Source organism: Sinorhizobium sojae CCBAU 05684 (genome assembly GCF_002288525.1).
GTDB classification, from domain to species: domain Bacteria; phylum Pseudomonadota; class Alphaproteobacteria; order Rhizobiales; family Rhizobiaceae; genus Sinorhizobium; species Sinorhizobium sojae.
The window spans coordinates 2,774,499-2,801,220 of record NZ_CP023067.1 but is presented as its reverse complement, the minus strand read 5'-3'; the positions used below and the strand labels follow the sequence as shown (position 1 = coordinate 2,801,220).

Genomic DNA, 26,722 nt, shown 5'->3' with positions numbered 1-26,722 from the left:
CTAGTCCTGCTCCAGCATCAGCGTCGCCAAAGGCGGCAGCGTGATGGTGGCAGCCGTCACTCCGCTCGGTTTCCTCTCCGCATAAACGGCACCGCCGTTGCCCTTGCCGCTCCCTCCATAGATTTCCGCATCCGTATTGACTATCTCCCGCCAGCGACCTGCGACCGGAAGCGGCACGTCGTAGCTCTCCCGGTAGACCGGCGTGAAATTCGTGACCACTGCGACGAGCTTCTCGCCGGGCGCCTTCCTCAGCCACGCAAAGACGGAATTGTCGCGGTCGTCCGCGATTAGCCACTCGAAGCCTTCGCCCTCGCAGTCGCGGGCATGCAGCGCCGGCTTGGACCGGTAGGTGCCGTTCAGGTCTCGCACGAGGCGGCGCATGCCCTCGTGAAGGTTGTATTCGAGCAGATTCCAGTCGAGTGCGCGCTCCTCCGACCATTCCCGCCATTGGGCGAACTCCTGCCCCATAAAGAGCAGCTTCTTGCCCGGATAGCCCCACATGAAGGCGTAATAGGCCCTGAGATTGGCGAACTTCTGCCAGTCGTCGCCGGCCATCTTTGCAATCAGCGATCCCTTCCCGTGCACCACCTCATCGTGGGAGAGCGGCAGCACGAAGTTCTCGCTGAAGGCGTAAAGCAGCCCAAAGGTCATGTCGTTGTGGTGGAACTTGCGGTGGACGGGCTCATGCGCGAGATATTGAAGCGTATCGTGCATGAAGCCCATGTTCCACTTGAAGCCGAAGCCGAGCCCGCCGGCGTGGACCGGGTGTGAGACCTTCGGCCAGGAGGTCGATTCCTCCGCGATCGTCAGCACGCCCTGGTGGATGCCGTAAAGCCGGGTATTCATGGTCTGCAGGAAGCGTACTGCCGCGAGATTCTCGTTGCCGCCATATTCGTTCGGTACCCACTCACCGGGCTGGCGCGAATAGTCGAGGTAGAGCATTGATGCAACCGCATCGACGCGCAGGCCGTCGACATGGAACTTTTCGGCCCAGTAGAGCGCATTGTTGATGAGATAGGCGGCGACCTCGTCGCGGCCGAAATTGTAGATCGCCGTGTTCCAATCGGGGTGGAAACCCTGGCGTGGGTCTTCATGCTCGTAAAGCGCCGTGCCGTCGAACCAGCGCAGCCCGTGCTCGTCCGTCGGAAAATGCGCCGGCACCCAGTCGAGGATGACGCCGATGCCGACCTTGTGGCAGCCGTTGACGAAACGGGCGAAGCCCTCCGGCTCGCCGAAACGCGCCGTCGGCGCGTAGAGCCCGGTCGTCTGGTAGCCCCATGACGGGTCGTAGGGGAACTCGGAGATCGGCAGGAACTCGATATGGGTAAAGCCCATATCGACACAGTAGGGGATCAGCCGTTCCGCCAGTTCGTCCCAGGTCAGCATCTCGCCATTGTCGCCGCGTTGCCAGGAGCCCGCATGAACCTCATAGATCGAAATCGGCTGGCGGCGTGGATCAACCTCCTCCCAATGGCGGCGATGGGCCGCGTCCTCCCAGACCTGGTCGATCTCGCCCGTCGTCACCGAGGCCGTATCGGGACGCAACTCCGAGCGGCGGGCGAATGGGTCCGCCTTCAGGGGCAGCAGCTGGCCCTCGCGGTCGAGGATTTCATATTTGTACCGAGCGCCTTCGGACACGCCCGGAATGAAGATTTCCCAGATGCCGGTGTCGGCGCGAAGGCGCATGACGTGGCGGCGCCCGTCCCAATCGTTGAAGCTGCCGACCACGGAAACGCGGCGCGCATTCGGCGCCCAGACGGCGAAGTGAAAGCCTTCGGCACCGTCATGCGTGATCTGATGGGCTCCCATTCTGTCGAAGAGCCTGAGATGCGAGCCTTCGCGTATGTAGTAGTCATCCATCGGCCCAAGCACCGGGCCGAAGCTATAGGCGTCGACCACGATCCATTCGCCGCCCTCGTTGCGGGCGCGGTAGCGGATCGGCTGTTCCTTGCGGAGCGAAACGAGGCCCTCGAAGAAGCCGGCATCGTCGCGCCGCTTGAGCGTGCCGATTTCCTTGCCGGAAAGCGTTTCCGCGGTGACCGACTCGGCGCCGGGTATGAAGCACCGGGCAATATAGGCCTTGTCCGTCGCGTGCACGCCCAGAACGGCGAAGGGGTTGCCGTGGCTACCGGAAAGTATTGCCGCAATCTCCGGCGCCGGCAGGCCCGACCCTGCGGGTGTGGCTGTGTCCTTGCCGGGCGAGAGCTTCATCCAGCTCTCCAGATCTCTTCGGCATATTGGCGGATCGTCCGATCGGACGAGAACCAGCCCATACGCGCCGTGTTTCGTATCGTCTTCGAATACCAGTCGGAGGGCCCGGTCCAGAGCTGGTCTACCTCGCGCTGCGCCTTCGCATAGGCCTCGAAATCCGCCGCGACCATGAACCAGTCATGGTTGTAGAGCCCGTCGACCAGACCCGAGAAACGGTGGGGATCGTCCGGCGAGAAGACGCCGGAGGCAATGGCCGAGAGGGCCTGTGACAGTTCGCGCGAGCCCTCGATGACGGCGCGCGGATTGTGTCCTTCCGCTCGTGCCTTCGCCACCTCCTCGGCGGTCAGGCCGAAGATCTTGATGTTTTCCTCGCCGACCCAGTCGCGCATCTCGACATTGGCGCCGTCCAGCGTGCCGATCGTCAGCGCGCCGTTGAGCGCAAACTTCATGTTGCCGGTGCCCGAAGCTTCCATGCCGGCGGTCGAAATCTGCTCTGAGAGATCGGCTGCGGGCACCATCACTTCCGCGAGCGAAACATTGTAGTTCGGGACGAAGACGACCTTCAGAAGGCCGCGCACGGCCGGGTCATTGTTGATGACGCGCGCGACGTCATTGGCAAGCTTTATGATGAGCTTGGCGTTGTGATAGCTCGGTGCCGCCTTTCCGGCGAAAAGCTTGACGCGCGGCACCCAGTCGAGCTCGGGGTGCGAGCGTATCTGGTCGTAAAGCGCGACAGCCTCGATGATGTTCAGCAATTGCCGCTTGTATTCGTGGATGCGCTTGATCTGGATGTCGAACATCGCCGATGGATCCAGCCGGATGCCGAGGCCCGTCTGGACCAGCTTTGCCAGCCTTACCTTGTTGGCGCGCTTGACGGCGGCGAACTGCTCTTGGAAATCGGCCTTGTCGGCAAAGGCGTCAAGCGCCTGCAGCGCCTCCGTGTCGTCCATGAACTCATCGCCGATCGCATCGCGGATAAGAGCGAAGAGACCGGGATTGCATTGCATCAGCCATCGGCGCGGCGTGATGCCGTTGGTCTTGTTGTTGATGCGGTCGGGATAGAGCCGGTGCAGGTCGGCGAAAACCGTTTCCTTCATCAGCTCCGTGTGCAGCGCCGAGACGCCGTTGATCGAGTGGGAGCCGACGAAAGCGAGATTGCCCATGCGCACGCGCCGCTCGCCGGTCTCGTCGATGAGCGAGATGTTGCGGATCTCCTCGTCCGTCGCGTGCTTCTGCTTGCGCGCCTCGATCAGGATCTTGGCATTGACGGCGTAGACGATCTGCATGTGGCGCGGCAGCAGCCGCTCGAAGAGCGGTACGGGCCAGCTTTCCAGCGCTTCCGGCAGAAGCGTGTGGTTGGTGTAGGCGAAGGTGCGCCGGGCTATGTCCCAGGCCTGGTCGAAATCGAGCCCATGGATGTCCGTCAGCAGGCGGACGAGTTCGGCCACCGATACGGCCGGATGCGTGTCGTTGAGCTGGATGGCGACGGCATCCGGCAATGAGGTGAAATCCGGATATTGCTGCAGGTGCCGGCGCAGGATGTCCTGCAGCGAGGCGGATGAGAAGAAATATTCCTGCCGCAGCCGCAGTTCCTGTCCGGCCGGCGTCGCGTCGGCCGGATAGAGCACGCGTGTCAGGCTCTCCGCCTTGTTGCTTTCGCGCAGCGCGCCGAAGTGGTCGCCAGCATTGAAGGCGTCGAGCAGGATCGGATCGATCGGCTGTGCGGCCCAGAGCCTCAGCGTGTTGACCCGCGTCGCCCGCCAGCCGACGGCCGGCGTGTCGAAGGCCGTCGCGATCACCCGTTCCGCAGGCTTCCAGACATAGCGCTGGACTTCCTCGTCGACATTGACGGTTTCGACGCTGCCGCCGAAGCCGATTTCGTAGGAGCTTTCCCGGCGTTCGAATTCCCAGGGGTTGCCGTGCGCCAGCCAGGTTTCCGGCAGTTCGACCTGCCAGCCCTCGGCCATCTGCTGCCGGAACAGGCCGTGCATGTAGCGGATGCCATAGCCATAGGCGGGCACGTCGACGGTCGCCATGGATTCCATGAAACAGGCGGCGAGCCGCCCGAGGCCGCCATTGCCCAGTGCGGCATCCGGCTCCAGCTGCGCAACGAGATCAATATCGACGCCGAGGGAGGCGAGCGCATCGCGCATCTCGTCCATCAGGCCCATATTGGTCATCGCGTCGCGCATCAGGCGGCCGATGAGGAATTCGAGCGAGAGGTAATAGACCCGCTTGGCCCCGGTCGAATAGGTCTTGCGCGTCGAGTCCATCCAGCGATCGGTGACACGGTCGCGCACGACCAAAATGGCGGCCGTGAGCCAGTCATGCGGTTTGGCGACTTTCGGATCCTTGCCGATCCGATACTTCAGGCGCTCCAGGATCTCGACCGCGAGCTGGCCCGGTTCGGAAGACCTCAGTGCGGGCTGCGGCAGTTCGTTCGTGGAGAGCCGATTCATCATCAAAACTGTCAAACCCTTGTTGCATTTGGGAGACCGAAGGCCGGAGCCGACCGTAGACAAGGCAATTTATGCATCGATCCGAAACGCTTGCAACAGGTGTTTTTAAATGGATTAAAACAGCGGGCACTTACATGTGGACGGGTCCGAGACGCATTTGGCCTGAAACGCGCGGCGATCTATGCGCCTATCGCGGCATGCAAAGTGATGCGTGTCGGACCGATCTAATGCCACTGCACAACGACAAAATGCCGCCCGCGTGAGCCGGGCGGCAGCTTTAGACTTCGACGCTTGGGACGAGCAGAAACCAGCACTCACCGGTAACTCAACCGGTCAACCGGGGCGCGTTGATTATCTTTCTGAAGAGGGCATTCATGGCGTCACTGATGCCTTCAGTGGGAGAGACCTCGAAGAACAGACCCGGGGTTGCGCACTCCTGCATTCTTGAGCCAATTTCCGACTGGAACGGTTTGATCCAGGTGTTGTACCAGCCATTGGTTGGAAGAGGCAGATAGGTCGTATATAGAACGGCGATCTTGTAGCCCTTCGCTTTCAGCGCTGCGCAGGGCTTCGTATCGATCGGCTCTTGGCAGCGGCCACTCGTAGTCTTCTTGGTGCATGTTGATGGCTTATAGCTGTCGCCGACTCCGTCGGAGACGAAGAAGACGATCTTTTCCGGAGAGCTCGCGGTCAGCCCGGTGCCCGCCTCACCCATCTTCGTGGCGATCTGGGTCAGGGCGCGGTCGAAATCAGTTTGTTGATCGTTGTCGTAGCCTTGGTAGGGGATCGACATCAGATCGATCAGCGACGCCTTCTTTTTTGCGTCGGACAAGTTGACAGTCAGCGGCGAGACTTCCAGCAGCTTGGTGTCCTCTGCCTTTTGACCGAACGTATACACCGCCATGCGGTACTGGTTCGAGCTTTTGCGGGACGCCATTGCAGTGTCCATTAGGTTCGCAGTCGCTTGTGCGACGACGTTGATACGGACAGTTACGCCGAGCTTCTTTGCCAGGTTGTAATAGCTGTTCTTGTCTTCGAATCCGTTCTTGACGATGTGGCAAGCAAAGGCACACTTATCGGATGTGTTGGCGACCATCGTGGCAACATCGGCTGGCGTCGCCCCAACGCCCATTGATGGTGTATTGTCCAGCAAGAGGAAAAAATCGCGATATGTTTCAGTCTGGAATTCCGCGGTAGCTGATCCGGAAACCTCGATACTATCCTTGCCGATGATTCTCGACAGAGACGTCGGTACAGACGCCCTGTAGGTGAAGACCGCCTTCAGTTTGTTATCTTCCTTGATGACTTTGGCGTCCGATTCCACCAGGGTGAAATAGGTATTCGTAGCGAACTGGCTCTTGAAGAACTTAAACGCGTCCGTCTCACTCAAGTGGACGGTCCCGTTCCCAGACATCTCAAGAGCTTCAGTCACGCCGGCGGAGGTTTCGGCTATTGCACCCAAAGCCGCCGCGTCGGCGGCGCCCTGAAGCTCGCTCTTGGCCATGAGGGCGGCGCTGAAATCCAGGGCGAGTCCCGCGGTGGCTCCGATGGGCACAAGTAGCAAGGCCGTCATCATGCCGAAGTTGCCGCCCCGGTCCTTCCACATCTTCATAAATGACCGGCAGGCAGTGGATCCGCATTCCATGTTCGTGCCCCCACACGTTGTATGTTTCCGTGGCATGACACTAATGGTGATGCGTTACCGCTTGGTTCACCTGTTCGTTGCAATTTTATCGGATCGCCGCAAATCCAGTTGCTTCTGCGGGGTATCAAGCAGGGTCGTTCCGTTCGGAATTGGCACGCTCGTGCCATTTCGGATCATTCGACGGGGATGACGTCGACCGCCTGTTCGGTCGTCTGGCTGCCGTAGCTTTTCAGAACGCCGATCACCGGCGCCACGTCGCCATAGTCGCGACCATGGCCGACGACGATGTGATCGGTGCCGGCGGGCATGTTGTTCGTCGGGTCGAATTCCATCCAGCCGCCGGTCGTGCCGCACCAGAAACGCACCCAGGCATGCATGGCGTCGGCGCCTTCGAGCCGCTCCTTGCCGGGCGGCGGCAGGGTTCTAAGGAAACCGCTGACATAGCCGGCCGGAATGCCGAGACTGCGCAGCGCCACGATCATCACGTGGGTGAAGTCCTGGCAGACGCCGCCCTTCAGCTTGAATGCGTCGGCCGGGGTCGTCGTGACGGTCGTCGCGTCCGTGTCGTAGCTGAAATCCCGATGGATGCGATCGCAGATGGCAAGGCCGATCTGCTGCACCGTCATCCCGTCGCGCGCGATCTCGCGCGCATAGGCGGCGATCTCCGGGACCTGCGCCAGCAGCGGGCTTGGCCCCAGGAAATGATGGGGGGATTTGGCGTCGACGGACCAGCAGGCGGCAAGCTCCGCCGGCAGGGCGGCAAGCGACGGCGAAAGATCGGCTGAGAGCGCGGTTGGCTCCGCCTGCACGCGCGCCTGCATGCGGATGACCAAATCGTCGTGGGCCGAACGGAACAGAATGGTGGTGGTCGGATTGGCGAAAAAATCGACGCTTTCAGAGCGCTCGAACGGTGCCGGCTGGCAGGTAACCGACCCTGCGATGAGCCGCTGGCGCCCCGGGATCGAGACGGGCAGGACCCGGACGAGATGGCGCCCGCCGCTGACCGGAACCTCATAGCGATAAGTGATCTTCAGGTTGATGTCGTAGAGCATCGGAACCATCGCTCTTGTCAGCCGAGATAGGTTTGCGCGAGCAGATCGGAGAGCCTTTCGAGGTCCTGTTCCAGCCGCTTGTAGACCGTCGTCGTCATTGCCTCCGGCGTCATCACCGCAAGGCCGGAATGAAGTCTCATGGTTTCCCGATAGAAGGGCGACATCTGACCGTTGACGAAAGCGTTCGGCAGCAGCTCCACTTCCGTCTTGATCTCATTCAACTGGTAGAGGACGGAGCGCGGGTTGAGCGGGTCGAGCGCCAGCAGGTCGGTGACGGTCACGGCCGCCGTGTTGACGTTGTAGCGGCGCCGGTGGGTCATGACGCTGTCGCCGATCTCGAGCAGCATGTCGTAGGCGCCGTCAGGTGCATCGGGCCCGGACATGTGCCCGAGCAGCCGCGTCATGTGCAGGCCACGCTCGATATGGCGGCCGATCGACAGAAAGCGCCAGCCGGTGAAGCGATACATGTTTTCGTGCACGAGGCCGGCAAATCCCGCGAGCTTGCGCAGAAGAATCGTCATCGCATGGGAGGCGTCATCGCCGGCCTGCACGGTTGCATGGAATTTGCGCGCAGTTTTCAAGAGGTCGTTGAGCGCAAGCCAGCCGTCGGGCGAGAAGCGGTCGCGGATATTGCCGGCGCTGAAAAGGGCGCTGGCGATATCGGAAACCAGGCTGTCAGGCACTGGCTGGCGCGTCTTCACATCGAGGACGGCGAGATACTCGCTCACGTCCTTGAGCAGCGGCATGTCGGGATCGGCCGCCTCCGCAAAGCGACTATGCCAGGCGCGCAGGATTCGGAGCGCGCCCTCCGCCCTTTCGATGTAGCGACCGAGCCAGAAGAGGTTGTCGGCCGCGCGGCTCGGCAGGCTGCCCGGCAGGTTGCGAGTGAAGCTCTCCTCTGCCGGAAGCAGCGACATTCGCTCGACCGGCTTGTCGCTGACGATCCAGACATCGGCGGCGGTGCCGCCGGATTGCATGGCGATCGCCGCCACGTCGTCGCCGGAGCCGATACGGGCGAAGCCTCCCGGCATGATCTGCCAGCCGTCGCGGGTGCGCGCGGCAAAGACCCGGAGGCTCATCGGCCGGGGCGTCAGCCGCCCGCGCACCCAGGCGGGCGTCGTCGACAGCGTGACGACCTCCTGTCCAACGAGCTTGCCGCCGTCCGTCGCCAGCCACTGGGCGACCGAGGTCTTGGCCGTATCGCGGAGCGAGGCACCGAGCACCGACTGGCCATCGTCGTCAAAGAAGGGCCGCGTCGAGTAAGCCGGGCCGATGACCATGCCTTCGATATTGCCGGCGACGTGTTCGCGCTCGGATTCCTGGCCGCACCACCAGGTGGCGATCGACGGCAACTTCTGTTCCTCGCCGAGCAATTGGCGACAGATGGCCGGCATGAAGGCCAGAAGCGCACGCGTCTCCAGGATGCCGGAGCCGAGCGCATTGACGATCGAAACCGAGCCTGCCCTCAGTGCCGCGACGATACCCGGCGTGCCGATATGCGACGACTGGTTGAGCTCCAGCGGGTCGGCGAAGGAGGCGTCGAGGCGGCGCCAGAGCACGCCAACAGGCTTCAGGCCGGCGACGGTGCGAACCATCACGCGGCCGCCGACGACCGTCAGGTCCTCGCCCTCGAGCAGCATGAAGCCGAGATAGCGGGCGATATAGGCGTGTTCGAAGTAAGTCTCGTTGGCGATGCCCGGCGAAAGTACTGCGATGCGATCGTCGGGGTGCTGCCTGCGCGCCTGGAGCGTATCGCGGAAGGCGCCGAAGAAGCTCGCCAGCCGGTGGGCGTGGGTTTCGGCATAGAGATCGGAAAAGGCACGCGCCGTCGCCACCCGGTTTTCGAGCGCGAAACCGGCGCCGGACGGCGCCTCCGTCCGGTCCGAAAGCACCCACCAGTTGCCGTCCGGGCCGCGGCCGATCTCGAAAGAGCAGAAGTGCAGGAAGTGCCCGTCGGCCGGCCGGACGCCGACGAGAGGGCGCAGGAATTGCGGATTGGAGGCAATGAGCGCCGGCGGCAGCAGGCCTTCCCGCACCAGCCGGTTGTCGCCATATATATCGGCGGCTACCCTTTCCAGGAGCTCGGCCCTCTGCACGAGCCCAGCCGATACGGCGGCCCATTCGACCTCGTCGATCAGCACGGGTATATGCGACAGCGGCCAGCTTCGCTCCGTATTCTCCTTGCCATAGGCGCGGTAGAAAACGCCGGCGTCGCGCAGGTACCGGTCGGCGCGGGCAAAGCGGTTGGCGAGTTCCGTCTCGTCCATGCGGCCAAGCGTCGAGAGCAGCCGTTGCCACACGGGCCGGACATTGCCGTTCGGATCGAGCATCTCATCAGCGACGCCCGGCAGCGCGCGGTAGCCGCCGAAGGGGTCGTGCCCGGTTCGGCCCATGTCTTTTGCCTCTGCCGCCTGTTTCTTCGCCATTTACACTCCTGCCGGACGCCGCAAATCGAGCGTCAGGGGAAACTCCGCCGATGGGCTTTCGGGATGCAGCCGATACATGCCCGTGGTGTGGCCCCAGGGTTCGAAGCGCGCCAGCCGGCGAGCCTCGGCCTCGTTGCCGTTGACCGGGAACGTCTCGTAATTACGCCCGCCCGGATGCGCAACGTGATAAACGCAGCCGCCGATCGCGCGATTCGACCATGTATCATAAATGTCGAATGTAAGGGGAGTGTTCACCGGCAACACCGGATGAAGGCCCGATGCCGGCTGCCAGGCCTTGTAGCGCACGCCCGCAACGGCAATACCGCTCGTTCCGGTCTTCGCGAGCGGTATCGGCCGGCCGTTGCAGGCGACGGTATAGCGGTCGGGATTGGCGGTTTCGAGCTTCACCTGCAGGCGCTCGACCGAGGAATCGACGTAGCGCACCGTGCCGCCGATCGCGCCCTGTTCGCCCATCACATGCCAGGGTTCGAGCGCTTGGCGGATTTCGAGCTGCGCCTCCTCGTACTCGACCGCGCCGCAGAAGGGGAAGCGGAACTCGAGTTGCGCCTTGAACCAATCCGGGCGGAGATCGAAGCCGTGGGCGCCGAGGTCCGCAAGGACGTCGAGAAAATCCTGCCAGACATAGTGGGGCAGCATGAAGCGGTCGTGGAGCGCTGTGCCCCAGCGCACGAAGCCGCCCTCGACCGGGTTCTTCCAAAAGCGGGCGATAAGGGCGCGTACGAGCAATTGCTGGGCGAGCGACATGCGCGCGTTCGGCGGCATTTCGAAGCCGCGGAACTCGATGAGGCCGAGCCGTCCGGTAGGACCGTCCGGCGAGAACAGCTTGTCGATGCAGATCTCCGCGCGATGGGTGTTGCCCGTGACGTCGACGAGCAGGTTGCGGAAGAGCCGGTCTATCAGCCAGGGCAACGGCGGCAGCCGGCGGGTATCGGGCGACGGCACTTGGGCCAGCGCGATCTCCAACTCGTAAAGCGAATCATGCCGCGCCTCATCGATGCGGGGAGCCTGGCTGGTCGGGCCGATAAACAGGCCGGAAAAAAGATAGGAGAGCGACGGGTGGCGCTGCCAATGGAGGACGATGCTTTTCAACAGGTCCGGCCGGCGAAGGAAGGGACTGTCATTGGGGCTGCGGCCGCCAACCACCACATGGTTGCCGCCGCCGGTCCCCGTATGGCGGCCGTCGATCATGAACTTGTCGGCACCGAGCCGGCTCTGGCGCGCTTCCTCATAAACCGCCGTGGTGATGTCGACGCATTCCCGCCAGCTTGCGGCCGGGTGGATGTTGACCTCGATCACGCCCGGGTCGGGTGCGACGCGGATGACGTTGATGCGTTCGTCGTGCGGTGGCGGATAACCTTCGATATGGACCGGCAGGCCGAGCTCCGCTGCGGCGCGCTCGGTGGAAGCGATCAGGTCCAGATATTCCTCGATGCTTGTCGTCGGCGGCATGAAGACGCTGAGGCGGCCCCCGCGGGGCTCGACGGTTATCGCGGTGCGGACATGGCCGCCGATCTCGTCACGGACCGGCGGCCGCGACGCCTGCGGCTCGACTGACGCCTGGAAGCGCGGCGGCTGCGCGCGCCCCTTCTCCGCGCTGAAATCCGGAAGGTCGTCGCGCGGAACGGACGGATCGACCGGATTGATGTAGGGATAGGAGGAGGGGGAGATGTGGGGGAGCGATCCGAGCGGCAACCGGTGGCCGATCGGGCTGTCGCCGGGGACGAGAAAGATGCGTCCGCGCCGCGTCCGCCATTTCTCGCTTGTCCACTTGCGGCCAAAGGCGCGCGAATTCCACGCCTGTACCGGCAGCACGAAGCCTGTGGGTGTCGTCAGGCCGCGTTCGAAAACGCGCGCGAGCCGGCTGCGCTCCTCCGGATCCTTGAGCTTGGAATTGGACGGATCGACATTGTCGGGAAGATTGGCCTCCTTGACGATCCATTCGGCCGGATCCTCATAGGCCGGAACGACCCTGTCCGCAGCGATATCGAGTTCGCCGGCAATGGCAGTGAGCAGGCGTTCGGCATCGTGTTCGGTCACCTCTTGTCGGCCACTCTCCTCGGCGATGAGGTCGGGACGCTGCCATATCGTCACGCCGTCGCGACGCCAGTAGAGCGAGAAGGTCCAGCGCGGCAGGCTCTCGCCGGGATACCATTTGCCGTGCCCGTAATGCAGGAAGCCGCCCGGGGCGAAGCGCTCGCGCAGCCGGCGCACCAAAATGTCGGCCTTTTCGCGTTTGGTCGGACCGACGGCGGCGGTGTTCCACTCGTCGGATTCGAAGTCGTCGATCGACACGAAGGTGGGTTCGCCGCCCATGGTGAGCCGCACGTCGTTTTCAGCAAGCACCCGGTCGACCTCGTCGCCGAGGGCGTTAAGCGCCTCCCAGCTCTCGTCGGAAAAGGGTTTGGTGATGCGCGGATGTTCGGCAACGCGCGCAACCTTCATGTCGAAGGCGAATTCGGACTGGGTTTCCGGATCGCCGAAGAAGCCGCCGGAGATCGGTGCGGCATTGCGATAATGCGGCGTGGCGGCGAGCGGGATATGGCTCTCGCCGGTCAGGAGCCCGGATGTCGGGTCGAGTCCGATCCAGCCCGCGCCCGGAATATAGACCTCGGCCCAGGCATGGAGGTCGGTGAAGTCGTGTTCCGTGCCTGAGGGGCCGTCGAGCGCCCTGAGGTCCGGCGTGAGCTGAATGAGGTAGCCGGACACGAAGCGGGCGGCAAAGCCGAGATTTCGGAGAATCTGCACGAGCAGCCAGCTGGAATCGCGGCAGGAGCCTTTGGCAAGACCCAGCGTCTCCTCCGGCGTCTGAACACCCGGCTCCATGCGGATGACGTAGCCGATCTCCTTCTGCAGCCGCATGTTGATGCCGACGATCATGTCGACCGTGCGCTGCCGCGAACGGTCGATCGTTTCCATGAAGGCCGAGAGCTGCGGCCCCATCGGTTCCGGCGTCATGTAGATCGTAAGGTCTTCGCTCAGGTCTTCGGCATAGTGCAACGGCCAATGCTCTGCCTCTTCCTCGACGAAGAAGTCGAAGGGGTTGTAGACCGTCATGTCGGCGACGAGATCCACCTCGATCTTCAATTCCGACACGGGATCGGGAAAGAAGTAGCGTGCGAGATAGTTGCCGTAGGGGTCCTGCTGCAGATTGACGAAATGATTGGCCGGCGAAACCTTCAGCGAATGGCTGATGACCTTCGTCTTCGAATGCGCGGCGGGCTTCAGCCTGATGATCTGCGGTGAGAGCTTGATCGGCCGGTCATATTTATAGTGGGTCAGATGATAAATACTGGCCTTGATCGACATTGAGCGTTTTCCCCTCGATGGCAGGTCCTTTTGCCCGCCATTCGAGAGGACTTTTGTGCAATGCGAACAAGAAAGCAAGCCGAAACCATGGGCGGTGGCGGCTGGCTTTCGGATGGCAGCCGGCCTCCTGCCCACTCAGATCGGCGGCGGGTTGATCCGCGCAAAGCCTGCCTGCCGATAATAAGGAAAATAGGGGTAGGGCGCCGTCGTTGCACTCACCGCATCGAGGCGCGACACTTGTTCCGTCGAGAGCGCCCAGCCGATCGCGCCGAGGTTCTGCCGCAGTTGCTCCTCGTTGCGCGCACCGATGATGACGCTTGAGACGGTTGGGCGCTGGAGAAGCCAGTTGATGGCGATTTGCGGCACGGTCTTACCGGTCTCCTCGGCGAGTGCGTCCAGTACCTCGACGATGTCGTAAAGCTTTTCGTCGTCCACCGGCGGCCCGAAGTCGGCCGTGTCGTGCAGGCGGCTGCTCTCCGGCCAAGGTTGGCCGCGACGAATTCTGCCCGTCAGCCGCCCCCAGCCGAGTGGGCTCCAGACGAGGGCGCCGACGCCCTGGTCGAGGCCGAGCGGCATCAGCTCCCATTCGTAGTCACGTCCGGCGAGCGAATAATAGACCTGGTTGGCGACGTAGCGTGGATAGCCATATAGGTCGGCGGCCGCGAGGGATTTCATCAGTTGCCAGCCGGCGAAATTGGATACGCCGACATAGCGCAGCTTGCCCGAGCGCACGAGCATGTCGAGCGTCGAAAGCACCTCCTCGATTGGCGTTCCGGCGTCGAAGGCGTGCAGTTGCATGAGGTCGATATAGTCGGTGCCGAGCCGCTTCAGGGCATCCTCCACGCCGTTGACGAGGCGCGCGCGGGACGAGCCGGCATCGTTCGGACCATCGCCGATCGGTAGCGATATCTTCGTCGACAGGATGGCCTTGTCGCGCCGTCCTTTGACTGCCGCTCCCAGGATCACCTCGGAGGCGCCATCGGAGTAGACGTCTGCCGTGTCGAAGAGATTGACGCCGGCTTCGAGGCAGATGTCGATGAGGCGCCGTGCCTCCGCTTCATCCGTCGCGCCCCAGGCGCTGAAAAGCGGTCCCTTGCCGCCGAAAGTGCCTGCGCCGAAACTGAGCGCCGGCACCTTCAATCCAGACGAACCAAGCCGTCGATAATCCATTCCAAAACTCCTTTGCGCTCGTCATGATTTCTCCATGACAAAGATTGGAGCCGGTCGCTTTTTGAATATAGACTCCGTGCGGGAACATTATCTGTGAGTTGAATTCACATGTCGCGACTCTCGGTCAATCGCTCGGGCGAAATGGAGGTTTTCGCCAAGGCAGTTGAGCTTGGCGGCTTCTCTGCGGCAGCCCGCCATTATCGCATGACGCCCTCGGCCGTCAGCAAGCTCGTGCTGCGCCTTGAGGAGCGGCTCGGCGTTCGCCTGGTGAACCGATCGACGCGTAAGCTTCAGCTTACACCGGAAGGGCACGCATTTTACGATCGAACGACCCGCATCCTCGCCGATATCGACGAGGCGGAGCGCTGCGCGTCGGCCGGCGAAAGCCCGGCGGGCAGGGTCCGATTGAATGTCAGCGCGTCCTTCGGCACCCATATCCTGATGCCGCTAATACCCGAATTCCGGGCGCGCTTTCCGGCCGTCACCCTTGATATCGTTCAGACCGATGCGGTGGTTGACTTGATGGAGGCGCGCGCCGACGTGGCGGTGCGGGCAGGTCCCTTGAAGAGTTCGACGCTGATTGCGCGCAAGCTCGGGGCGACGCGAATGATGATCGTCGCGGCACCGTCCTATACCGAACGCTTCGGCATGCCCTCGAATCTCGACGAACTCAAGACGCATGACCGGCTCGGTTTCTGTTACGCCCGCACCGTTGACGGCTGGCCCATCAAAGCGGATGGCGAAACCATCATAATTCCGGCTAACGGGGCGGTGCAGGTAAGCGATGGTGAGGGGCTGCGCCATCTGGCGCTCGCCGGTGCAGGATTGGCGCGGCTTGCTGAGTTCACGGTGCGCGATGATCTGCGCATGGGCCGGCTCGTTCCCGTGCTCGAAGAATTGAACCCGGGCGATCTGGAAGAGGTTCATGCCGTCTTTCTTGGCCAGGGCGGCGCGCTCCCTTCTCGGATGCGCGCCGTTTTGGATTTCCTCGCCAGCCATGCCCGGGTGATGCCGGACACGGCCATGTAGAGTCAGGGCAGGCACAAATCGTTCCTCGAGACCGAGGAGCGGATCAGCGTTTTGGCGCGACCAGCGCGAAAAACGCGCCCTGCGGATCGGTGCACTGGACGATCCAGGCTCCGCCGGGGACTTCCATCGGCTCAACCACCACTTGAGCACCCTCGGACTGAGCGCGATCGATCGCGGCGTCGAGCGCTTCGACGTTGAAGTAATAGAGCCAGTAGGGCGCTGGAACCTCCTTCGGCTTTGTCATCATGCCGCCAATGGCCTGACCATTATGGGCGAACAGCTGGTAGACGCCCATTTCTCCCATGTCCATCGCCTGGTCCTTGGTCCAGCCGAACAGCTTCGAATAGAAAGCAAAGGCGCTGTCGAGCTCGCCGGCCATCAGTTCGTGCCAGCCGATATTTCCGGGCGCCATCTGGTCGAGCGACGGCGGCGGCTCGCCGGTTCCCTTGAAAAGGGCGAAGGCGGCGCCATGTGGGTCGGTGACGATGGCGAAGCGGCCGACGCCGGGGATATCATCCGGCTCGCGATGAACGGTGCCGCCCTCGCCGGCGAGCCTGGCGGCGGCGGTGTCGACGTCATCCACGGCCACGTAGCCGAGCCAGGCCGGCGGCACGTTCAATTCGAGCGCCCCTTCGGGCATGGTCATCAGGCCCGCCACCAGATGGTCGCCCATGGAAAACAGTGTGTAGTCGACCCCCGGCATGTCGGCGTCGCGAGCGTCCCAGCCGACGACCTTCTTGTAAAAGGCCTCCGCAGCTTTCGTGTCCGTTGTCATCAACTCGTACCAGACGAAATTGCCATGCATTGTCGGTCCTCCCGTTTTTTTGTGGACATGCTGCTGTAGGACGGCGACGGAACCGTCGCCGTGGTGGTCTGGACTAGGGCGGATTGCGCCGCGCCGGCCCCGCTCCGGATCGGTCTACCGGCGGCGGTAGTCCGCTGTCATGATGTCTTTCCAGTCTCCGCTGTCGGTTTCGACGCGGGCCGTCAGGGTACGCCGGGTGGCATCGATCAGCGTAAGCCTGTCCTGATATCTGGCGGTCCGGCCGGGATTCTCGAAGTCCGGTCCCTCGCAATTGAGGGCAAGCGTCCGACCGTCGTCTTCGATATCGCCGTCATAGAGCCACATATGGTTCATCATCGAGCCGACCCAGGTGCCGACATAGCGACCCGTCGAAGGATTGAATCCGAGCGTCATCAAAGTCTGGCCGGGCTTTCCGCCCGGCATCGTTCCCTTGCCTTCGCAAACGATCCAGAGGCCGTTGAGCGAGCGGACATTCTCCACCCAGGCTTCATCCGGCGGCGCGGTTCCGGCGGGATCCTCCGACGTCACCGTCCACTCGCCGAGCAATTGCTCGAGCCAGCGGTGTTCCTCCTGAGGCTCTGCATGCATTTCTTTCTCCTGAGGGCTAAGGGACGCTCTTTCGTCGACGCAGCCGGACAAAACGTCCCGGCGCGGCGACGGGTTCCATCCCGGATGGTTCTTCTTTACGCCCGCCGCCGCGGCTCGCCATCGTATTCGTCGTGCCGGCGGACGAAGTCCATGATGGTGCCTTCGTTACGGCCCTTCGGCGCCCGATCGAGCAGCATGAAGGTGCTGACCAGTTCCTCGAGGCCCCGCGCATAGGTGGAGTAGGTGTGATAGACGGTTCCGCCCTCGTCCTTGTAGAAGGCGCTCAGGCCCGGCAGTTCCTCATGGGCCTCCTTGCTGTCGATTTCGGTGAAATTGTAGCTGACCTTGCCGCGCGCCATTTCCGATGGCGAGAAGGACACATGGAAATCACGGTTGAAATCGCTGCCGTGAGACGAAACCCAGGGGAAGTGCCAGTCCATCCGCTTGCGATAGGCTTCGATCTTTTCGAGAGGAGCGTTCGAGGCGGCCACCAGCGTGACGTCGTGATGGTTGAGATGGGGTAGGGTGCCGTCGAAGTGATCCGCAAGGAAGGAGCAGCTTGGGCAGCCGGCCTCCCAGTTTTCACCGAACATGAAGTGGTAGAGAAGAAGCTGGCTGCGTCCATCGAAAAGGTCCGCGAGGCTCTTCGGCCCGTCACGGGTTTCGAACCTATAGGTCTTGTCCAGCACCACCCAAGGCAAGGCCTGACGCTCGGCATTGACCCTGTCGCGCAGGTGGGTTTGCTCCTTTTCGAGGGCGAGAAGCGATTTGCGGGCTTGCAGCCATTCCTCCTGCGATACGACGGCGTGGTTCGGTCTCATGTCCGTTCCTCCTCCAGTGCATCCGATGACTTATTGCGGATAATGCAGTCAATCAGGCGTTGTGGCGACAGGCGAATTTCATGGGTCCTGGGGCCGACTGCATGCTCTTCGCGCCTGAAGACGCGCTTGACACATTATGTTGGTATCAACATTAATGCTCCATGTCAAAGACGTCGCTCATCCCTTTTACCACCACCATGCATGTCAGGGATACCTGCCTCTGCCTCCACGTCCAGCGTGCCGCCCGGGCGCTGGCCCGCCGCTTCGACGAGGCGCTGCGGCCGTTTGCCATGACGAACGGCCAGTTTTCGCTGATGATGTCGCTCAACCGACCGGAACCGCCGACCGTCGGCGCGGTAGCCGCGTTGCTCGCCATGGACCGCACGACGCTGACGGCGGCACTGAAGCCGCTGGAACGCCGCGGCCTGGTGGAGATTTCCGCCAATCCGGGCGACCGGCGGCAGCGTCGGATCCGGCTGACTGCGGATGGCGAGCACCTGCTGGCCGAGGCCGTACCGGTCTGGAAGGAAACACATCGGGCGCTCGACGAGCAACTCGGCGAAGATGGTTCGAAGCGCCTGCGTGCCGACCTTCTTGCGGTGACGCATGCGCCAGATGCGGATGGTTAGCCGCGGCCGCTTAAAACAGTTACGTCTTCTGCGGCACGATGCTGATTGCGCCGTCCGCCTCGAGAACGGCGAACTTGATCTGGTCCAGGCGATAGAGACCCTGCTGCTGCCTCGCAGCAGTCAAGATGTCCTCTATGCCGACCCTTGCGCTCTTCAGCGCATGGGTGTCGACTTCCCCGTCGGCGACGAGAACCGTCGGTGTGCCGTCCATGAGCAATTCGGCCCTCGGGAACCATTGCTTGACGTAGGACAGCGCTATGTCGACGCTGAACAGGGTGAGGATCAGTATCGTCGCATTCATGATCGAGAAATCGTCGCCCAACAGGGCCTGCTGCGTGGTCTCCGCGACGATGAGCAGCAGTACGAAGTCAAAAGGCGTCAGCTGCGCAACCGTGCGCCTTCCCGACAGGCGCATAGCGATCAGCATGATGACGTAGATGGCAAGGCCGCGTGCAACAGAATCCATTGCAGTCTCCTCCTAAACAGGCTTCGAAAAGGTGTCCCACGGCTTGGGCGAAGCCACGCAACCTGCTTACAGCGCCGTGCGTCCTTCAGGACGGACAAAGGACCCTGTAACTCTTTGAATCTACGCATCGTGCTTTCCGAAAATCGGGTGCGATTTTCGGGCCGATGCGCTAGGGCCAGACGATCGTCCGCGCGTCTTTCATCGCCTCGCCGTTAACGCCCACGCGATAGCGCACGACGCCGGGCCCCTGGGCCCGAAGGTGCATGGTGAGCGCCAAAGGCGCCTCCGGATCGGACCGGAAGTGGTAAATCGTGCCGTCACTGCCGTTCTCGGTGGCGAAGGGTGGCGGTACAATGTCTTCGATCTGGAATGTGCGGAAGAATGCGGGGCCGACGGTGAAGCGGCGCTCGCTCGCTCCCGGAGGCAACGACGCGGTCAGGCTGTCCGACGCCTGCCAGCGACTGAAGCGGGGCACGTCGACATATCCGTCACCGAAGTCGATGGTCATTCGCGAGAACACGCCTCCCGATCCCATTATGCCGAGCAGTGCCAGGAGGAGAAGGAGGCCAAAGCCAGCCCAGGCAATCCGCTCCGCTTTCCAGAACTTCTGCTGAAAAGGGCGATGCTCCTCTAACTGTAGTCCGTCGCGGCGGACCGGCGGCTGTTCCAAAGTTCATCCTCCGTTTCGGCTTCTGAAAACGCGTTGGAGGTGAGGAGGTTCCTTCCTGCCGGCGTCGTGACTTGCCTGCAGCGCCGCCGCGAAGGAATGTGGCGGTTCAAGGCTGTGCCCCCCGTTCCTTGAGGAGAGCGATGACGTCGCTCACCAGTGCTGTCGCCTGCTTCAGCCTCTCCTCGCCGATGTCGGCGCCGAGAGCGTTCGTCCAGACGGCCTGGCGGCTGCTGATGTCAGCGAGGACGGCCTCGCCCTTTGGTGTGGGTATCATCAGCTTCGCCCGCTGGTGAACCGGATTGTCCCGATAGGCGATCATCCCTTCCGCTTCGAGGAGGTCTGCGATGCGCTGCACCCCCTGGCGGGCGAGTCCAAGCATGCGGGCCGCATCGGCGACCGACATCGGTGCATGATTCGCCGCCGCCAGAACCTGCCAGCGCGCGCTGGTCTGGCCGGAAGGGCGAGCGAGCTTATCTCCTTCGGAGGTCAGATGGCCCGCCAATCGAAGGACGGAGATGGCGAGTTCGGCAAATGCATCGCCGGAGGGCGTTCTCGGGGTCGAATTCATATTGACAACATACTGTCATGAGTTACTTTGACAATATATTGTCATATTGATCGACGCATGACAACATCATGTTAAACCCAATGGAGGAGCAATCATGAAGCAGACCTACAAGGGCAGCTGCCATTGCGGCCGAATCCGATACGAGGTCGATGTCGACCTTCAGGCTGGGACCAGCCGCTGCAACTGCTCATATTGCTCGAAACTGCGCTACTGGGGCGCGACCGTTAAGCCGGAGGACTTCCGGCTGGCGTGCGAGGAGGCGGGGATCGGCGACTATCAATTCGGCACCATGAGCGGGCACCACCGCTTCTGCACCATTTGCGGAATGGCGCCCTACGGTCACGGCCATGTCGAGGAGATCGGGGGCGCCTTCGTCTCGATCAACATCGCCTGCCTCGACGACGTCGATCCGGCCCTGCTCGCGGAACTGCCGGTGCAGTACATGGACGGCTTGCATGACAACTGGTGGAACCCGCCAGTCGAGACGCGGCATATGTGACAGATGCCCGCAAAAAGGCTCCCGTCGGGAGCCTTTTTGGTTGAAGGTTGAGGATTAGCGGTCTCCGAGGTCGCGCACGGCGCCGCGGTCGGCGGAGGTGGCGAATGCAGCATAGGCCTTGAGTGCGGTCGTTACCCGGCGCTTACGCTGCTCGGCCGGTTTCCAGCCCTTGGCATCCTGCTCCTGCCGGCGAGCGGCAAGTTCCGTCTCGTCGACCCTGAGGCCGATCGTACGGTTCGGGATGTCGATATCGATCACGTCGCCATCGCGCACAAGGCCAATTGTGCCGCCATTCGCCGCCTCGGGCGACACGTGGCCGATCGAAAGGCCGGAGGTGCCGCCGGAGAACCGACCGTCCGTGATCAGCGCGCAAGCCTTGCCAAGGCCCTTGGACTTCAAGTAACTGGTTGGATACAACATCTCCTGCATGCCCGGTCCGCCTTTCGGTCCCTCGTAGCGGATGACCACGACGTCGCCGGCCTTGATCTCGTTGCCGAGGATCGCCTTGACCGCCGCGTCCTGACTTTCGAAAACGCGTGCCGGACCGGAAAATTTCAAAATGCTCTCATCGACGCCGGCGGTCTTCACGATGCAGCCATCAAGCGCGATATTCCCCCTCAGGACCGCCAGGCCGCCATCCTTGGAGAAGGGATGTTCGACCGAGCGGATAACGCCGTGCTCGCGGTCGGTGTCGAGTTCCTCCCAGCGGGCATCCTGGCTGAAGGCGACCTGGGTCGGGATGCCGCCGGGCGCGGCTCGGAAGAAGTTGCGCACCGTCTCGCTCGTGGTGCGGGTAATGTCCCAGCGGTCGATGGCGTCGCCGAGCGTTTCGCTGTGCACAGTCGTGCAGTCGCGGTTAATGAGGCCGCCCTTGTCGAGCTCGCCGAGGATCGCCATGATGCCACCGGCGCGGTGCACGTCTTCCATGTGCACATCCGCCTTGGCGGGCGCGACCTTCGACAGGCAGGGTACCTTGCGCGACAGCCGGTCGATGTCGTCCATGGTGAAATCGACCTCGCCTTCATAGGCTGCGGCGAGGATGTGCAGCACGGTGTTGGTCGAACCGCCCATGGCGATGTCGAGCGCCATCGCGTTCTCGAAGGCCCGCTTCGACGCGACCGAGCGCGGCAGGATGCGCTCGTCCTCCTGCTCGTAATAACGGCGGGCAAGGTCGACGATCAGGTGGCCGGCCTCGACGAAGAGACGCTTGCGGTCGGCATGGGTTGCAAGCGTCGAGCCGTTGCCCGGCAGCGACAGGCCGAGCGCTTCCGTCAGACAGTTCATCGAATTTGCCGTGAACATGCCCGAGCAGGAGCCGCAGGTCGGGCAAGCGGAGCGCTCGATGATCTGGACGTCCTCGTCGGATACGTTGTCGTCGGCGGCAGCAACCATCGCGTCGACGAGATCGAGCGCGTGCTTCTTGCCGTGAAGCACCACCTTGCCGGCCTCCATCGGTCCGCCGGAGACGAAGACGGCGGGGATATTGAGCCGGAGGGCGGCCATCAGCATGCCGGGTGTGATCTTGTCGCAATTGGAGATGCAGACCATGGCGTCGGCGCAATGGGCATTGACCATATATTCGACGCTGTCGGCAATGATCTCGCGCGAAGGCAGCGAATAGAGCATGCCGTCGTGGCCCATGGCGATGCCGTCGTCCACGGCGATCGTGTTGAATTCCTTGGCGACGCCGCCGGCAGCCTCGATCTCCCGCGCAACGAGCTGGCCGAGATCCTTCAGATGCACGTGGCCCGGCACGAACTGCGTGAACGAGTTCACCACCGCGATAATCGGCTTGCCGAAATCGCTGTCCTTCATGCCCGTCGCGCGCCAGAGGCCGCGGGCGCCGGCCATGTTGCGGCCGTGGGTGGTGGTGCGAGAGCGATAGGCAGGCATGAACGTCTTCCTTCACGGACGGATGGCGATACGCGGAACGTGGCGATGCTGGAGCGCCAGTGCATGGCGTACTAGCGCAAAATTGCGCCCGCGTCATCTTTGCGTCAGAATATTTCCGCCTCTCGCCGCGATTCAATCCGGCGGCTGCCGACCTCTCTTGCTTGTCAAGCCGGGGCTAGAGGTCCATTGTCATCGGGCATTCCCGCGTTCTCTCCCGGGTATTCCGGCGGGAGCGGCCTCATGAGGTTCGTCCGAGATGAACTGCCACGAATGCGGCACCGAAATCGAGAGCGGCTTCGCCTACTGCCCGAGATGCGGGGCGAAGCAGCAGACGCTGTGTCCGGACTGCGGCTATGCGTGTCCGCCGCACTTCGCTTTCTGCCCCCGATGCGGCACGAAGATCGGCACCTCTCCGGTCCCAAGGCGATCGTCACCCGAGCCCTCCGCAGCGCCCGCGCCGCGATCCTCATCGTCGAGCCCGGATGCCGGGGCCGACCGGCGCACCGTAACGGTCGTCTTTGCCGATCTCTGCGGGTTTACGGGCCTGAGCGAGCGGGTCGATCCCGAAATCCTGCAGACCCTTCAGAACGAGCTTTTCGAGGAATTGACCGAAGCCGTCGAAGCCGTCGGCGGCTTTGTCGACAAGTTCATCGGCGATGCACTGCTTGCCCTTTTCGGCGCGCCAGTGGCGCATGAGGATGATCCGGAACGGGCGCTTCGCGCGGCGCTCGAGATGGTGGGCCGGGCGGGGCGGGTGAGCGAGCGCTGGCGCAAACAGATCGGCTTGCCCCTGAGCCTCCATGTCGGCGTGAACACCGGGCCGGTCGTCGCGGGGCGCCTCGGCGCGGGAGATTCCAAGTCCTATTCCGTCACCGGCGATACGGTCAACATTGCTCAGCGCCTGCAGGCGACCGCTGGGGCAGACGAAATTCTTGTAGGCCCGGTGACGCACAAGCTCACCCGGCACGCCTTCGCCTACGAGACGCTTGGCGCCGTTGGTCTGCGCGGCAAGACCGGCAGCCTGCAGGTTCACCGCGTGCTGAGTGCTCTGGAGATACCCCGGCCGGCAAGGGGGCTCGAAGCACTCGGCCTCAATGCCCCGCTGATCGGACGGGACTCCGAACTCGGCCGCCTGCGGGATTGCCTGGCGCTTGCCTGCGCCGGTACCGCGCAACTGGTGCGGCTGACCGGCGAGGCGGGCATCGGCAAGACGCGTCTCGTCGGAGAATTCCTCGCGAGTATAGGCGGCGATCCGCGTTTCGCCCATGTCGCCGTCAGGTGTGCCGCCTGCTCGCCACTTGGAGAGCCATCCTACGGCACGCTCGCCACCGTGCTCCGCAGCGCCTACGGGCTGTCGCGCGCCGACTCGGCGGAGAGAGTTCGGGAGGGCCTGGGGTCGGGCCTGGCGGAGATCGGCTTTACAGCCGCCGAGGCGGATGAACTGATGCCGCTCCTCTTTCACATTTTCGGCATGGGGGATCGAACGGGCGCATTGCAGCATCTCGCACCCGAACAGGTTCGCCGCCAGCTCTTCTCCGTTATCCGCACCCTGTTTGAGCGTCGGCTCGATCTGGCGCCATTGCTTCTCGTCATAGAGGATCTGCACTGGGCCGATGAGGCCTCGCTGGAGGCCCTGCGTTTTGTGCTTGACCGTTTGGATTGCCGGCCGCTGATGGTGATCACCACGCAGCGGCCGCATGCCGGGCCGGAGCGGCTGGCGCCGGGTCGAGCCAGCGTCACGGCGCTTCGCTTGGCTCCGCTCCCTGCGGCCGACGGCCAAAGGCTCCTTCGCGCATTCTTCGGCGAAGACGGGCTGCCGCGAGTCCTGCACACAAGAATTCTGGCGAGGGCCGGGGGCAATCCGCTCTTCGTGGAAGAGATCATCCGAGCCCTGATCGAGCTCGAAACGCTACGGCGCGACGGCTCGTGCTGGCAGGCGGCCGATGCCGATGCAAGCGTCGACATTCCAATCGGCATCGAGGCGATGCTGCTTGCACGCATCGACCGGTTGTCAAAGGGGATGCGCAGCCTTGTCCACAACGCCGCCGTCATCGGCCCGCGTTTCGACGCCGCGCTTCTCGCCGCCATTTCGCCCCACCCGGCCGACATCGAATCCGGACTGGAATTGCTCTGCGAAGCGGAAATCTTCGAGGAAGATGCGGGGGCAGGGGAGCAAGCCTATCGCTTCGTGCAGTCGCTGCTCCACGAGGTGGTCTATAACAACCTCCTGATGAAGCGGCGGATGGAGATCCATGCGGCTGTCGCAGCGGCCCTGGAGCGCCGTTTTGGCGCAAATCCCGAGCGCTTCGAAGATTTGGCGTTTCTCGGGTATCATTTCAGCCAATCGGCCGAGCGGGCGAAAGGGGCCCGGTGCCTGCTGGAAGCGGGAGACCGCGCGCGCCGGCTCTATGCCAACGAGGACGCCATCCGCTTCTATAGGCAGGCAATGGCGGCACTCGCCGCTCTGGAGGAGCCCGAATGGTTCATCGCGCGCGAGCGCCTCGCCGATCTGCTCGGGCCTGCCGGCAGGCGAGCCGAGGCGGAGGAGCACTACAATGCGCTGCTCGACAGCCATCGGGTGTCGGCGGACACGGTTGCCTCCGCCCGTATTCTCCGCAAGCTCGGGCATCTTTATTGGGAGGCGGGCAAGCGCGATCGGGCGCAGGCGAGTTTCGCCCGGGCCGCGGCGTTGCTCGAAAGCGCGCACGCTCCCCTGGAGAGTGCATCGCTCTTGCAGGAGCGCGGACACCTCGCCTTCCGCATGGGTGACTATCCCGCTGCCGCCCGTTGGGCCGACGAGGCCTTGGACAAAGTCGCAGGGCTCGCGTCCGACGCCACTGAGGAGACGCGGCGCGAGGCGGCTCTGGTTACCGCCGAGGCGTTGAACACCAAGGGTGTTGCGCTGGCGCGGCGCGGTAGCCTCCGCGACGCGATCGATGCGGTGGAAAGGAGCGTCGGGGTGGCCGGCCAGGCTGAATTGATGCATGCCGCCTGCCGCGGCTATACGAACCTCGCCGTGCTCTACACGATCGTCGATCCCAAGCTGGCCGTGGATGTCTGCCGGCGCGGCCTCGACGTGGCGCACCGCACCGGCGATCTCGGTTTCCAGGCGCGTCTGCTCGCCAATCTCGCGGTTGCCTGTTGCACCTTCACCGACCGCTGCGGAAGGGAAGGCGTGCCTGCGGCGCAGAGGGCAATCGAGATCGACCGGAGCCTCGACCAGCGCGAGCATCTCCCGGTATCTCTGCTCGTACTCGGTCAGATCTACCAGTGCCATGGCCGGCCGGAGGACGCCCGCGCGCTTTACCGAGAGGCGCTCGACCTTGCCGACGAAACGGGCGAGGCGCAGGTGCTGTTTCCATGCTATGATGGGTTAGCGACACTCTGCCTCGACGAGGGCCAACTCGCCGACGCGGAGCGCTACTTCGCTTTGGCTCGCGACGTCTGCGAGCGACATGATCTCGACCCGGAAGCCTTGGTGGTATTGCCGTTTCTTGACTAGTCGCCGAGATGCGGGGTTTTCCGCCTTCCGAGCCGAAGCGGCGTTAGCGTTACGGGAGGAAAAAGCCATGGAGGAATATCGTCGTTCCGAACCGTTGCAGCCCGGCGATCGGGCACCCAATGTCGTGCTGGATGCGATCACCCATGAGGGCAAGATCGCCATCGACGATTTTCGTGGACACAAGCCTGTCCTGGTGGGTCTCTTCAGGGGTCTGCAATGCCCCTTCTGCCGTAGGCAGATCGCGACAATGGGACAGCTCAAGGCCGCCCTGAACGAAAAGGGCATCGAGAGCCTGACGGTGGTGAACACCCCGATCGAGCGGGCGCGCCTCTACTTCCGGTACCATCCCTTGCCCGATCTGCTTGCTGCGGCCGATCCCGAGCGGCTTTCACACCGAGCCTTCGGTCTGGCCAACCCTGAGTTCACCGAAGACGAGGACGACTGGCCCTATAAGATCAGCATGCCGACAATGATGTCGATGCGGGTGGAGATGCCCGGCGAACTGCCGGAACCCATGGATCCTGCTGCCGCCTCCGACTATCTCCAGCAATCGGACGGCTACGAGATGACGGAGGACGACAACCGCATGCAGGCGGCCGCCTTCGGGCAACTCGTCGGCGAGTTCCTGCTCGACCGTGACGGCGTTGTGCGCTGGTGTTTCACGGAGGCGGTGTCGGAAGGCAGAAACATGTTTCGAACCCCGTCGCCCGAGGAGGTGATGTCGGCGGCAGCGCAGGTGGCACATTAGATCAGCGCATCCGTCCAAATCAGACCCGATCTTCGGAAAGCACCATGCGAGGGCGGCGCGGTAGGGCGGATCGAAGGTTTGCATCGACTGCGCGAACAAAAAAAGGCCGGGGCAAACCCGACCTTCCTCGTGACCTTTCGCTAGTGCCAGTACATCCGTGGTCAATGGCGAGGTGGTTATTTCTTAGCCTTCAAACGTGACAACAGCATGACGC

19 protein-coding genes are annotated in these 26,722 nt (G+C 63.1%); 5 read left to right on the top strand and 14 right to left on the bottom strand.

The genetic code is table 11. The features are described 5' to 3' along the window. From glgB to SJ05684_RS13665, 7 genes are all read right to left on the bottom strand, one after another. Entirely contained in the window at positions 1-2,211 is a 2,211-nt protein-coding gene (glgB, locus tag SJ05684_RS13695) for a 1,4-alpha-glucan branching protein GlgB (protein WP_034854974.1), read from the bottom strand. Next, complete coding sequence (locus SJ05684_RS13690) at positions 2,208-4,673, bottom strand: glycogen/starch/alpha-glucan phosphorylase (RefSeq protein WP_085939073.1); 2,466 nt, start codon at positions 4,671-4,673, stop codon at positions 2,208-2,210. Before SJ05684_RS13690 ends, glgB begins: the two co-directional genes overlap by 4 nt. Before the next feature lie 322 nt (positions 4,674-4,995). Beyond that, entirely contained in the window at positions 4,996-6,282 is a 1,287-nt protein-coding gene (locus tag SJ05684_RS13685; protein ID WP_034854975.1) for a pilus assembly protein TadG-related protein, read from the bottom strand. 206 nt (positions 6,283-6,488) lie between these two features. Further along, positions 6,489-7,367 (bottom strand): transglutaminase family protein, encoded by an 879-nt coding sequence (locus SJ05684_RS13680; protein WP_083846148.1) that lies wholly within the window; start codon positions 7,365-7,367, stop codon positions 6,489-6,491. 17 nt (positions 7,368-7,384) lie between these two features. Next, positions 7,385-9,793: a circularly permuted type 2 ATP-grasp protein gene (locus tag SJ05684_RS13675; RefSeq protein WP_095694269.1), complete on the bottom strand. Its 2,409-nt coding sequence runs from the start codon at positions 9,791-9,793 to the stop codon at positions 7,385-7,387. Next, the gene (locus SJ05684_RS13670; protein WP_034854978.1) at positions 9,794-13,120 is read right to left on the bottom strand and encodes a transglutaminase family protein; all 3,327 of its coding nucleotides are present in this window, start codon (positions 13,118-13,120) and stop codon (positions 9,794-9,796) included. 135 nt (positions 13,121-13,255) lie between these two features. Continuing rightward, complete coding sequence (locus SJ05684_RS13665; RefSeq protein ID WP_034854979.1) at positions 13,256-14,290, bottom strand: aldo/keto reductase; 1,035 nt, start codon at positions 14,288-14,290, stop codon at positions 13,256-13,258. Between the two features lie 108 nt (positions 14,291-14,398). Here SJ05684_RS13665 and SJ05684_RS13660 point away from each other — a divergent pair, with 108 nt between their 5' ends. Continuing rightward, positions 14,399-15,319 (top strand): LysR family transcriptional regulator, encoded by a 921-nt coding sequence (locus tag SJ05684_RS13660; RefSeq protein WP_034854980.1) that lies wholly within the window; start codon positions 14,399-14,401, stop codon positions 15,317-15,319. A 43-nt stretch (positions 15,320-15,362) separates the two neighbouring features. Here SJ05684_RS13660 and SJ05684_RS13655 read toward each other — a convergent pair whose 3' ends face one another. The 3 genes from SJ05684_RS13655 to SJ05684_RS13645 all read right to left on the bottom strand — a co-directional run bounded on the left by SJ05684_RS13655 (position 15,363) and on the right by SJ05684_RS13645 (position 17,533). Continuing rightward, positions 15,363-16,124 carry a VOC family protein gene (locus SJ05684_RS13655; protein WP_034854981.1) on the bottom strand — a complete coding sequence of 254 codons (762 nt, stop codon included), beginning with the start codon at positions 16,122-16,124 and terminating at the stop codon, positions 15,363-15,365. Between the two features lie 114 nt (positions 16,125-16,238). Then, complete coding sequence (locus SJ05684_RS13650; protein ID WP_034854982.1) at positions 16,239-16,712, bottom strand: DUF1579 domain-containing protein; 474 nt, start codon at positions 16,710-16,712, stop codon at positions 16,239-16,241. A 95-nt stretch (positions 16,713-16,807) separates the two neighbouring features. Further along, positions 16,808-17,533, bottom strand: coding sequence for a DUF899 domain-containing protein (locus SJ05684_RS13645; RefSeq protein ID WP_034854983.1), 726 nt, complete (start codon positions 17,531-17,533; stop codon positions 16,808-16,810). A gap of 161 nt (positions 17,534-17,694) precedes the next feature. Between SJ05684_RS13645 and SJ05684_RS13640 the strand changes: the two genes are divergently transcribed. Beyond that, entirely contained in the window at positions 17,695-18,162 is a 468-nt protein-coding gene (locus tag SJ05684_RS13640; protein ID WP_034854984.1) for a MarR family winged helix-turn-helix transcriptional regulator, read from the top strand. 19 nt (positions 18,163-18,181) lie between these two features. On the opposite strand, the gene SJ05684_RS13635 is transcribed toward SJ05684_RS13640, so the two are convergent. The 3 genes from SJ05684_RS13635 to SJ05684_RS13625 form a co-directional block, all read right to left on the bottom strand. Next, positions 18,182-18,628: a DUF421 domain-containing protein gene (locus SJ05684_RS13635; RefSeq protein ID WP_034854985.1), complete on the bottom strand. Its 447-nt coding sequence runs from the start codon at positions 18,626-18,628 to the stop codon at positions 18,182-18,184. 169 nt (positions 18,629-18,797) lie between these two features. Continuing rightward, positions 18,798-19,136 (bottom strand): hypothetical protein, encoded by a 339-nt coding sequence (locus tag SJ05684_RS13630; RefSeq protein ID WP_244938002.1) that lies wholly within the window; start codon positions 19,134-19,136, stop codon positions 18,798-18,800. Positions 19,137-19,404: 268 nt separating this feature from the next. Beyond that, entirely contained in the window at positions 19,405-19,866 is a 462-nt protein-coding gene (locus SJ05684_RS13625) for a MarR family winged helix-turn-helix transcriptional regulator (RefSeq protein ID WP_034854987.1), read from the bottom strand. 94 nt (positions 19,867-19,960) lie between these two features. Here SJ05684_RS13625 and SJ05684_RS13620 point away from each other — a divergent pair, with 94 nt between their 5' ends. Beyond that, positions 19,961-20,365, top strand: a complete 405-nt coding sequence (locus SJ05684_RS13620; protein ID WP_034854988.1) for a GFA family protein — start codon at positions 19,961-19,963, stop codon at positions 20,363-20,365. A gap of 54 nt (positions 20,366-20,419) precedes the next feature. On the opposite strand, the gene ilvD is transcribed toward SJ05684_RS13620, so the two are convergent. Further along, positions 20,420-22,258, bottom strand: a complete 1,839-nt coding sequence (ilvD, locus tag SJ05684_RS13615) for a dihydroxy-acid dehydratase (protein WP_034854989.1) — start codon at positions 22,256-22,258, stop codon at positions 20,420-20,422. Positions 22,259-22,514: 256 nt separating this feature from the next. On the opposite strand from ilvD, the gene SJ05684_RS13610 reads away from it, so the two are divergent. Together SJ05684_RS13610 and SJ05684_RS13605 are read left to right on the top strand one after the other, a co-directional pair. Beyond that, entirely contained in the window at positions 22,515-25,760 is a 3,246-nt protein-coding gene (locus tag SJ05684_RS13610; protein WP_034854990.1) for an adenylate/guanylate cyclase domain-containing protein, read from the top strand. Positions 25,761-25,827: 67 nt separating this feature from the next. Beyond that, a complete protein-coding gene (locus SJ05684_RS13605; protein ID WP_034854991.1) occupies positions 25,828-26,508 on the top strand; it encodes a peroxiredoxin-like family protein in 681 nt (226 codons plus the stop codon). Positions 26,509-26,722 lie beyond the last annotated feature (214 nt).